The sequence below is a fragment of the Acidobacteriota bacterium genome, assembly GCA_034211275.1.
Classification (GTDB): domain Bacteria; phylum Acidobacteriota; class Thermoanaerobaculia; order Multivoradales; family JAHZIX01; genus JAGQSE01.
Genome location: JAXHTF010000216.1, coordinates 1 through 10,756, shown reverse-complemented (window position 1 = coordinate 10,756; position 10,756 = coordinate 1). Strand labels below are relative to the sequence as shown.

Here is a 10,756-nt window from a genome sequence, read left to right as displayed (position 1 = left end):
CGGCGATCTCCACCGGGTCGGTGGTGGCGTTGAAGACCACGACCAGCGCCGCAGCCTTGCGGTCGATATCACCGTCGGGGTCGGAGACGCTCATCACCACCACGCCGGGGATCTGATCGACTCCGGTGTTGTGGAAGGCGACCCGGTCCTTGACCTCCTGGCCGTCCCGCAGACGGAAGAGCTTCGAGCTCCGCCGGATGCGTAGCAGCTCCCGGAAGTGCTCGGAGACCAGCTCCAGATCCGCCTGCTGCGGCGCTAGCGTGGGATCCGCCAGCAGCGGCGCCATGATCGGCCAGTTGTCCTGGTTCTTCTCCGCCACCGGCAGGCCATTGCCCCAATTGTTGGTCTCGAAGGTCCAATCGATCTGGTTGAACCAATCACCGGAATTGAAGCTGTCCCGATCCATCGACTTCGAACGCAGGAAGTCCTGGCCGGCGTGGAAGAAGGGGATGCCCTGACCGAGGGCGACGATGCTGTTGCCCAGCATCTGCATGCGCACCCGGTCGTCCAGGGTCGCCGTGTCCGCCGCCTTCAGCTGCAAGGCGTCGAAGAGGGTCTCATTGTCGTGGGCGGCGATGTAGGTGATGTTCTCCTGCGGGTCGGCGGTGTAGCCCGCCTGCTGCCCGAAATAGTCCACCTGATCGGAGCGCACGAGGTTGCCGTCGGCATCGACGAAGGTGTAGTCGGCGATGTCGCCGGCGAGACCGACGCGGATCCAATCGGTGATGTGCAGGAGCTGAGCCCGCTCGTCACCCTGGGGGCTGCCGTTGGACTCGTAGAACAGGCCGTTGATGAAGCCCTGAGCGTCCAGGGCGCTGAACGGATTGCCCCCCCGCACACCGTCCCGCAGGCGATCGCTGAAGGTGCCGATGCCGGTGCCCGCCATGTTGGCCTGGGTGGCGTTGATGCCGCGGGCATTGTCGGCCACCTCACCGAAGTTCCAGCCCTCGCCGTAGACGTAGATCTCGGAGCCGTCCACCCCGTCGTCGCGCAGGGTGAGAGCGTCCAAGGCCTCGCGCAGGTTGAGCATATTGGCCTTCATGTGGTGCCCCATGAGGTCGAAGCGGAAGCCATCGACCTTGTACTGGGTCGCCCAGGTGAGCACCGAGTCGATCATGAGTTTTTCCATCATGGCGTGCTCGGAGGCGGTGTTGGGGCAGCAGGAGCTCATCTCCACAGCACCGTCGGCGTTGAGCCGGTGGTAGTAGCCGGGGACGATCTTGTCGAGCACCGATTTGTCGTTCTGACCGGCGGAGTTGGTGTGGTTGTAGACCACGTCCATCACCACCCGCAGCCCGGTGCGGTTCAGCGCCTGCACCATCTGGCGGAACTCGCGGATGCGCGCCGGACCGTCCGGATCGGTGGCGTAGCTGCCCTCCGGAACGGTGTAGTGGTAGGGGTCGTAGCCCCAGTTGAAGCCGTCCTGATCCTTCACCGCTTCGATGGCGGCCTGCTGCATCTCCGAGTCCGGCGGATAGCTCGCCAGGTCGCCGGCGGGCTCCAGCTGGTCCTCCCGCCGCTCCGGCACCGTGGCGATGTCGAAGGACGGCAGCAGATGGACGTGGGTCAGCCCGGCGAAGGAGAGGCGGCGCAGATAGCGCATGCCGTCGGAGCCCAGGTTGGCGAAGGCCTTGAAGGTCCCGCGGTCTTCGGCATCGACGCTCTGGTCGGCGATGCTGAAGTCGCGCACGTGGAGCTCGTAGAGAACGATGTCCTCGGGAGCGGAGTACCAGGGCTTGCGCAGGAAGTCCCAGAGGATCGGCTTGAGGAAGGGGTCGTCGAGGCTGACGATCTGGCTCCGCCGGCTGTCGGCAGCGAGGCTCACCGAGTAGGGATCGGTGACCAGGTTGGTCACCACCGCGCGGGTGGCGGGGGTATAGACCTCGACCTCGTAGAGGTAGTACTGGCCGTACCAGCTCGGCCCGCCGGCGGCGCTCCACACCCCGGTGAGGGGATCCTCGGTCATCACCACCGTCTCGCTGGGCGAAGCGGCGTCGGAGCTGTCGTAGAGGTGCAGGCTCACCGCCTGGGCGGTGGGAGCCCACAGATGGAGCGAGATGCCAAAGCCGGAGAACACCGTCCCCAACTCGCCGGGGTAGAAGAAGAGGTCGTCGAGGACGCCGGGGATCTGGATCGAGGTGGCGTCCAGCAGCGCTCCGTCGGCAACGGCGGAGACGGCGGTCTGGGCCTTGAGGATCTGCGGCACCAGGTTGAGGTCCGCGGGATCCAGCCGCAGCGCCCGGTAGCCCGCCAGGTGGGGGAATTTATCCGTCACCTCCGACGGCAGGCCGGCGGCATCGAGGGTCAGCTCGACCGAGCCGTCGGCGCCGGTGACGCCGTCCGGGTCGAGGCCGAGATCGGCGGTGGCGGACCAGTGGAGCTCGAAGACGGTGCTGGCCGGGGTGGCTCCCAAATTCCAGGCGAGCACGTCCTCCGCCACCCAATGGGCGCGGGAGAGGTTGAGATTGCCGGTGGGGGCGCCGGTGGCGCTGACGGTCAACACGTGGGTGCTCACATCATAGGAGAAGAAGGTCTCGGCGCAGGCGGACGGCACGGTGAACGGGATGTTGGCGCCCCCCGGCGCGCCGTTGGCGCCGTAGTTCTCGTCCCAAGCTTCGTTGTGGGCGACCTTCACTTCGTAATCCCCGGCGGGAAGTTTGTTGGTGCTGAAGGTGAAGATCCCGTCCCCGTCGGGATCCTGCAGCCAGGAGCGCAGGCACCATGGCTGCCAGTCCCCAGGGCAGCCCAGCTCGCTCTGGAAGCTGCCGGCGGCGACGGCGATCTCGGACGTTTGATCGCTGGTGACCCAGTGGGTGGTGTCGTCGTAGTAGAACTTCACCGTCGTCGGGTCGGCCAGGGAGAGGGGAATGTTGGGGCCGTTGGGAGTGGCGTTGGCGCCGTAGTTCTCGTCCCAGGCGTCGTTGATGGCAGCCTTGTATTCGTAGTCGCCGGTGGGGAGGGCGAAGGAGCCCTGCCAGACGGTGTCGTCGGCATCGTAGGCCAGATGGGTGGCGGCGCAATCCGGTTGCCAGTCGCCGGGGCAGCCCAGCTCGCTCTGCAGGCTGCCAGCGATGGTAACGCTCCCGGGCTGGGCGATTGCCGGCGCGGTATCGGCGGTGAGCACATGACTCGCCAGGTCGTATTCGAAACGCATGTCGGCGCAGTCGGCGGGCACCGAGAACGGGATGTTGGCACCGTTGGCCACGCCGCCGGCGCCGTAGTTCTCGTCCCAGGCCTCGTCGTGGGCGGCCTTCATCTCGTAGTTGCCGGCGGGCAGGCGGCCGGTCTCGAAGACGAAGGTGCCGTCATCGTCGGGATCCTGCAGCCAAGACTGCAAGCACCATGGCTGCCAATCGCCGGAACAGCCCAGCTCGCTCTGGAAGCTGCCGGCGGCGGTGACGATGGTGGAGTTCTGGTTGTCGGTGATCCAGTGGGTCTTGTGATCGTAGAAGAATTTGACGTCGGTCTCCGCCGCCAGGGAGAGGGGAATGTTGGCGCCGTCGCGCACGCCGCCGAGACCATAATTCTCGGTCCACGCGTCGTTGAGGGGCGCTTTGTATTGCCAGTTGCCGGCGGGGACGGTGAAGATCTGCTGCCAGACGTCGTCCTCGGCGTCGTAGGTCAGGTAGGTGGCAGCGCAATCCGGCTGCCAATCACCGGGGCAGCCGAGCTCTTCCTGGAGGTCGCCGGCGACGGTGACCGTGGCGGGATCCGGCGTGTCGGAACCGAAGGCCGGCAACACCACCAGGGCACACAGCCCCAGCACGATGGCCATCGGCAACCAACCCCGCAGGGAGCGGGGCCGCAGGGAATTGGAACGGGCGAAGGATGGGGAACGCATAATACCTCCGAAGACGGTGTCGGTTCGGCCCGGAGGGGGTCGGTGAGTGGAGTCCGGACACGAATTCACCGACAAATGTGAGTAAACCGCTTCAAAATGAAGTATATGCAACGCAACGGGACGAAGGAACGGGTGTCGAGCGGAATGTCACGCGCTCTGGAAGCTTTTCTCAGCTGCCGGAGGCGGCAGCCGGACGGGACTCAGATGACTGTCCGGCGAGGACGCCGGTAGACGCAGAGGAAGACGCCGGCGAGCACCACCACTCCACCCACCAGCAGGTCGCCAGTGGGCCGGCGATCCAGCCACAGCCACTCGAAGCACAAGGCCAGGGGCGGATTGAGGAAGACGAAGGCGGCGGCGGTGCTGGCGGAGAGCCGGCGCAGGGCCACGTACCACAGCCAGAAGGCCAGTACGGTGCAGCCCAGCGCCAGGAAGAGAGCGGCTCCCCAACGCTCCACCCCCCAATGAGACAAGCGCTGGTGGAGGTCAGCGTCGAAGCCGGAGAACAACAGCGCCGGAAGGCTACCGAGGCCGAGCACCAAGAAGGTCAAGTGCAGGGGCGAATGGTCCGCCAGCAGGGGCTTGCCCAGCACGGTGTAGAAGGCCCAGCACACCGGCGCCCCCAGCAGCAGCAGAGCGTCCCGCAGATAGGCCGGTTCCACCGCCCGGCCGGCGCCGTGGACCACCACCCAATAGATGCCGGTGAACGCCACCACCAGCCCCAGGGCCTTGCGCCAGCTGACCCGCTCCTGCCGCAGCGCTACCGCCAGCAGGAAGGTGAGCACCGGGTTGAGGACAATGATCAGCGCCCCAGTGCCGGCGGAGACCCGCTGGTGGCCGGCGCCGAAAGCGAGGTTGTAGCCCCACACGTTGCACACCGCCAGCACCACCACCAAAAGGCCGTGATGGCGCAGCAGCTCCAGCGCTTGGCGCCGCGCCCCGCCGAAGAAGGCGAACCAACCCAGGCACCACAGAGCCACCGGGGCGAAGCGCATCTCGACGAATTGCAGCGCTCCCAGGCGCTCCTGAGCCGGCAGGTCGTCCCCCACCAAGAGGCGGGCGGCGATAAAGGAGTTGGACCAGAGCAGGAAGACGAAGACGAGCAGCAGGAAGGCGGGCCAGCGGCGGGGCTCGGTGGGCTCACCGGGCTCGGTGGGCTCGGCGGGGGCCCCAGGCAGAGTCGCCGGTGAGCTCACAGCGGTCAAGGCTCTTCCGCGGAGCTCGCGGCTGCGGCACCGGGGTGGCCGTCCCGGCGAACGTCCCGGCGAGCGTCCCGGCGTATGTAACGCTGAAAGCTCAGATCCCAGGCGTGGCGCTCGTCCGCCGGCCGGTGCTCTTCCTCCGCCAGCTCCCAGACCGCGGGGTCGAGAGGAGGAAAGAAGGCGTCCCCCTCCACTTCGCCGTGGACCACGGTGAGCAGCACGTCGTCCGCCAGCTCCAGCGCCCGGCGATAGACCTCGCCGCCACCGGCGACAAAGACCTCTTGCTCCCCCGCCAGCTCCAGCGCCCGGGGCAGCGACGACGCCACTTCTACGCCCTCGGGCCGGTAGCCATCATCGCGGCTGAGCACGACGGTGCGCCTCCCCGGCAGCGGCCGGCCGATGGATTCGTAGGTCTTGCGCCCCATCACCAGCACGTGGCCCATGGTCGCGGCCTTGAAGCGTTTGAGATCCGCCGGCAGCCGCCAGGGCAGCTGGTTGTCCCGACCGATGACTCGGTTTTCGGCCATGGCGGCGATGAGGTGAATCCGGCTCATGATGCTGTGGCTGTTCGCTGAGGGCTCAGACCACAAGTCAAACAGCAATGGGCGCGGCGATGTGCGGATGGGGATCGTAGCCTTCGAGGCGGAAATCTTCGTAGCGAAAGTCGAGCACCGACTCCACGTCCCGCAGCAGCTTCATGCGCGGCAGCGGCCGCGGCTCGCGGGTGAGTTGGAGGCGCGCCTGCTCCAGGTGGTTGCGGTAGAGGTGGACGTCTCCGAAGGTGTGGACGAAATCCCCCGGCTCGAGCCCCGTCGCCCGAGCCATCATCATCGTCAGCAACGCATAGGAGGCGATATTGAACGGCACCCCCAGGAAGAGGTCGGCGCTGCGCTGGTAGAGCTGGCAGGAGAGCTTGCCCTCGGCGACGTAGAACTGGAAGAGCAGATGGCAGGGCGGCAACGCCATCTCCTCCAGCTGACCGACGTTCCAGGCGCTGACGATGTGGCGACGGCTGTCCGGATTGGAGCGAATCTGCTCCTGGACCTGGGTGATCTGGTCGATGGACCCGCCGTCGGCGGTAGGCCACGAGCGCCACTGGGAACCATAGACCGGCCCCAGCTCCCCGTCCTCGTCGGCCCAGGGATCCCAGATCCGCACCTTGTTGGCCTTGAGGTAGGCGATATTGGTCTCGCCTTGGAGAAACCACAGCAGCTCGTGAAGGATCGAGCGCAGGTGAAGCTTCTTGGTAGTGAGGAGGGGAAAACCCGCTCCCAGGTCGAAGCGCATCTGGTGACCGAAGATGCTGACGGTGCCGGTGCCGGTGCGATCTTCCTTGGTCACACCGTGGTCGAGAACGTGGCGCATGAGCTGGAGATATTGCTGCATGGTGAGCTCCGCCGCGACTCTAGCCAAGACGCCCCTCCAGCGCAAACGTCCATTGCTGGTATCCTGCGTTCATGAGCAAGATCTCCAGCGCTCCCCCCGTAGAGCCCTCCGCAGAAGTCACCGCGGAGGCCGCCGGCCGCCGGGTGTCCTTCGACGACGAGCCCCTGATCCTCGTGGACGGGGAGGATCGCGTCGTGGGGCACCTGCCCAAAGCCGAGGCTCACGTCGGGGAGGGCGTGTTGCACCGCGCGTTTTCCGTCTTTCTCTTCGACGACCAGGGCCGCGTGCTGATGCACCAGCGGGCGGCGGGCAAGCCCCTCTGGCCGCTGATCTGGTCCAACAGCTGTTGCTCCCATCCCCGCCGCGGCGAGGAGGTGGAGTCGGCGGTGCGGCGGCGCCTGAAGGAAGAGCTGGGCATGGAGTCGAACGCGGTCTTCCTGTACAAATTCGAGTATCAGGCCCGCTATGACGAGAGCGGCTCGGAGCACGAGCTGTGCTGGGTCTTCGCCGGCCACGCCACCGGCGAGCCGCGCATCAACCCCACCGAAATCGCCGACTGGAGCTGGATGAGCCCGGAAGAAGTGGATCGGGAGCTAGAAGAGCATCCGGACCGCTGGAGCCCTTGGTCCAAGATGGAGTGGCGGCGGATTCGGGACCAGCACTGGCCTCAGGTGCAGGCGCTCCTGCCGGCGGCTTCCTCGACCTGAGAGCAGGATCAGTTGGTGACCGGAGGCTCTTCCACCGAGGCGGTCTGGGTGGGATCCTCGGCCATGCGCAGGAGGGTGAGGAGGATTCCCCGGCGATCCTCGGCACCGGCCTCCAAGAGGGCCTGCTTCTCCGCCGGCGCGAAGGGGAGGGCCACCGCCAGCCCGTTGACCAGCAGCGGCTCCGGCAGGACGCTCAGGCGCTCCATGTCGAGGTTCAGCTGCTGCGCCTGGGCGAAGACCTTCACCGCTTCCAAAAGCTCCTCCGACGGTGGCTGGGCAGGAGTCTCCGCGGGCTCGTCGTCGAAGTCGGCGTAGTCCACCGCCACCCTCCGATAGCCGCGCTCGAAGAGCGGCATCTCCTCGCGAATGCGGAAGCGGTGGACTCCCATGAGGGCCACCAGGAAGCGGCCGTCGGGGGTCTCCTGGCACTCCTCGATGCGGCCGGCACAGCCGACGCCATAAAGCTCCGGCACGTCCTTCTCGGCGCCGGGGAGAGGCCGGTTGTCCTGGCGCGGCACCAGCGGCTGGATCATGCCGATATAACCCTCGCCGTCCAGGGCGTCCTGCACCAGATTCCGGTAGCGCGGCTCGAAGACGTTGAGAGGCAGCCAATTCCCCGGCAACAGAAGCGTGCCGGTGAGGGGAAAGAGGGGCAGCACCTCGGGCAGCTCGGAGATCGGCGGCGGAGTGGATTTGCTGGTCATCTCAGCGGCAGTCTAACAAGGTCCACCCCCCTTACCGGCGATTCTGTCGACGAAGAGTTCCCCCTGCACAGGCCGGTCTCCCGGCTCCCTCGACCGCCTCCAACCCTCCGCTCATCGAGACTGCCCGCAGCCCTCACCGGCCTGCTATGCTCTGCCCATCATGCAAATCCACCTGAGAAAAGTTCAAGATGTCGCCATCGTCGCTCCCAAAGGGCGTCTGGTGGCAGGAGTCGGAGATGAAGCCCTGCACCGTGTGCTCCATGAGCTGCTGGAGGGCGATTGGCAGAAGATCCTCCTCGACCTGAAGGAAGTGTCTTACATCGACAGCTCCGGCATCGGTGAGCTGGTGGACGGCCTGCGATCTGCCCAGGCGCTGGGGGTGGCGATCAAGGCGACCCCCATGGCCGAGAAGGTCGAACGGGTGCTACGGCTGAGCCAGATCCTGCCCCTGATGGATGTCGCCCCGGATGAAGCCACCGCGTTGCGAGCCTTCGGCGTCGACCCCGCCGCCCTCGAGACGGAACCCGAGGGCGAGGTCGTCGAAGAGCCGGCGGGCTAGAGTCATCCGCCCCCCGGAGAGAGCCCTCTCCCAACGCACAGCCCCAACCCAAAGCATCAACGCCTAGCCCTGGGCCCCAGCCCGAAAGTACAGCCAAGATCCGACCGTGAGCCGCACCGACCAGCCTCCCCGCCAACACGCCTCCGACGAGGATCGGAACGGCAAGCCCACTCCCGAGCTGCCGGAGGAGATCAACGGTATCTTTCACTGGCTGCGGTGGGCGGCCCTGCTGGCACCTCTGCTGCTGGTGGCGGTGCTGGAGGGTTCGCGCTACTTCCTCAGCCCGTACATCTCGCCGGTCATCGACCGCGTTGCGCTGGTCATCCTCTTGGTGGTCCTGTCGCTGATTTGCGCCATCCTCATCCTCAAGCCCCTGGAAACCCTCAACCAGCGCCTGATTCGGCAGAATCAAGAGCTCTTGGGCCTCCACCAAGCGGGACTGGCGGTGGTGGCGGAGCTGTCCCTGGAAGCCGTCTTGCAGAAAGTGGTGGACCAAGCCCGATCCCTCCTCGAGGCCCGCTACGGCGCCCTGTCGGTGACCGACGGCGACCAGCGCATCGAGGCCTTCATCACCTCGGGTATGAACGACGAGGAAAGCCGCCTCATCGGCGATCCGCCGAAAGGTCAGGGGCTCCTGGGAGTGGTACTGCAACAGGGAGAGCGGCTACGCCTGGGAGAGATGAGCAGCGATCCCCGCGCCACCGGCTTTCCCCTGCACCACCCGGATCTCAAATCCCTGCTGGCGGTGCCGGTGGTGTGCGAGAAAAGCCCCTACCGCGGCAATCTCTATCTGAGCGAGAAAGAAGACGACACTCCCTTCCATCCCGAGGATGAGGAAACCCTGGTGCGCTTCGCCACCCAGGCCGCCATCGCCATCGACAACGCCTACCTACACCGCCGCATCGCGGAGCTGGCGGCGGCGGAGGAGCGGCTACACATCGCCCACGACATGCACGACGGGCTGGCGCAGCTCATCGCCTACGTCAACGCCAAAGTCCAGGCGGCGCGGGAGAACCTGCTGCAGAATCGCCTGGACACCGCCGCCGAGCAGCTCGACCAGCTCTCCGTCACCGCCCGCCAGGCCTACGGCGACGTGCGCAGCCAGATCCTCGACCTGCGCTCTTCCTCCCGTGCCGGCCGCGGCGAGCTGGCGGACACCCTGGAGACCTATGTCGAGCAGTGGCGCCAGCAGAGCGGGCTGCGGGCCGAGCTGGAGCTGGAAGGCGAGCTCCACGACCTCGAGCCCATGGTCGAGCTGCAGCTGCTGCGCATCATCCAAGAGAGCCTGGCCAACGTGCGCAAGCACGCCGGCGCCAGCTGCGTCCAGCTGAACCTGAAACGGGTCGAGCGCTCCCTCGAGGTGCAGATCCAGGACGACGGCCAGGGCTTCGACCCGGACCGCCTGACTCCCAGCGCCAGCCCCCGCTTCGGCCTGTCCACCATGCGCGAGCGAGCCGCCTCCATCGGTGCCAGACTACACATCAGATCAGAATTGAAGCAGGGTACGACGGTGACCGTGCACGTGCCCAACGCCCAGCTCAAACCGGAGATTTACCATGCGACTGGTCATCGCGGATGATCACGCCCTATTCCGCGATAGCCTGCGCAGCCTGCTGGAGGCGCGGGATATCGAGGTGGTCGGCGAAGCCGCCGACGGCGAAGAAGCCATCGAGCTGACCCACCGGCTGAAGCCGGACCTGGTGCTCATGGATCTGCGCATGCCGCGCATGAGCGGCATCGAAGCCACCCGCCGCTTGTGCGCCGAGCTGCCGGCGGTGAAGGTGGTGGCCCTCACCGCCTCCCACGACGACGATGATCTCTTCGAGACCCTCAAGGCCGGCGCCCAGGGGTACATTCTCAAGGATTTGGAAGCGGAGCATTTCTTCCGCTTGCTGTCAGCGGCGGAGCGTGGCGAACCCGCTCTCACGCCGTCCATGGCGGCCAAGATGCTGCACGAATTCGCCCGCGCCGGCCGCGACGATCCCGCCGATGCCGAACATCCCTCGGACAGCGGCGCCGGGCCGCGCAACCCCACCGAGCTGACGGATCGCGAGCAGGAAGTCCTCGACCTCCTGGTCAGCGGCATCACCTCCAACCGTCATCTGGCCGGCAAGCTCGGGGTGAGCGAGAACACGATCAAATTCCATGTCCGCAACATCCTCGACAAACTCCACCTCCACAGCCGCGCCCAAGCCGTCGGCTACGCCGTACGGCACGGGCTGGTGGACCCGGGAGAGAGTTGACGCTCCGGGACCTACCGGCTATCCCGAAGATTGCGGATCGAGTGGGCTCCGGCTGACCGGAGCTAGCCTCATGGCATGGTGGGCTGGCGCCCACCCTACGCGCGAAGGTGCACC

9 protein-coding genes are annotated in these 10,756 nt (G+C 66.5%); 4 read left to right on the top strand and 5 right to left on the bottom strand.

What is annotated here, in order from left to right; all coding sequences use genetic code 11:
• The 4 genes from pulA to SX243_22330 form a co-directional block, all read right to left on the bottom strand.
• Window positions 1-3,841 (bottom strand): pullulanase-type alpha-1,6-glucosidase (pulA, locus tag SX243_22345; GenBank protein MDY7095724.1); only part of this gene is annotated, 3,841 nt, incomplete at its 3' end.
• 200 nt (window positions 3,842-4,041) lie between these two features.
• On the bottom strand, window positions 4,042-5,037 hold the full coding sequence (locus SX243_22340; GenBank protein ID MDY7095723.1) for a DMT family transporter: 996 nt from the start codon (window positions 5,035-5,037) through the stop codon (window positions 4,042-4,044).
• A gap of 5 nt (window positions 5,038-5,042) precedes the next feature.
• A complete protein-coding gene (locus SX243_22335) occupies window positions 5,043-5,597 on the bottom strand; it encodes a dihydrofolate reductase (GenBank protein MDY7095722.1) in 555 nt (184 codons plus the stop codon).
• Window positions 5,598-5,634: 37 nt separating this feature from the next.
• Window positions 5,635-6,429 (bottom strand): thymidylate synthase, encoded by a 795-nt coding sequence (locus tag SX243_22330; protein MDY7095721.1) that lies wholly within the window; start codon window positions 6,427-6,429, stop codon window positions 5,635-5,637.
• Between the two features lie 71 nt (window positions 6,430-6,500).
• Between SX243_22330 and idi the strand changes: the two genes are divergently transcribed.
• Entirely contained in the window at window positions 6,501-7,136 is a 636-nt protein-coding gene (gene idi, locus SX243_22325; GenBank protein ID MDY7095720.1) for an isopentenyl-diphosphate Delta-isomerase, read from the top strand.
• A gap of 8 nt (window positions 7,137-7,144) precedes the next feature.
• Here idi and SX243_22320 read toward each other — a convergent pair whose 3' ends face one another.
• Entirely contained in the window at window positions 7,145-7,840 is a 696-nt protein-coding gene (locus SX243_22320) for an LON peptidase substrate-binding domain-containing protein (protein ID MDY7095719.1), read from the bottom strand.
• Between the two features lie 160 nt (window positions 7,841-8,000).
• On the opposite strand from SX243_22320, the gene SX243_22315 reads away from it, so the two are divergent.
• From SX243_22315 to SX243_22305, 3 genes are all read left to right on the top strand, one after another.
• The gene (locus SX243_22315) at window positions 8,001-8,399 is read left to right on the top strand and encodes an STAS domain-containing protein (GenBank protein ID MDY7095718.1); all 399 of its coding nucleotides are present in this window, start codon (window positions 8,001-8,003) and stop codon (window positions 8,397-8,399) included.
• Window positions 8,400-8,505: 106 nt separating this feature from the next.
• Window positions 8,506-9,978: a GAF domain-containing sensor histidine kinase gene (locus SX243_22310; protein MDY7095717.1), complete on the top strand. Its 1,473-nt coding sequence runs from the start codon at window positions 8,506-8,508 to the stop codon at window positions 9,976-9,978.
• Entirely contained in the window at window positions 9,956-10,642 is a 687-nt protein-coding gene (locus SX243_22305) for a response regulator transcription factor (protein ID MDY7095716.1), read from the top strand. Before SX243_22310 ends, SX243_22305 begins: the two co-directional genes overlap by 23 nt.
• The last annotated feature ends 114 nt before the right edge of the window (window positions 10,643-10,756 follow it).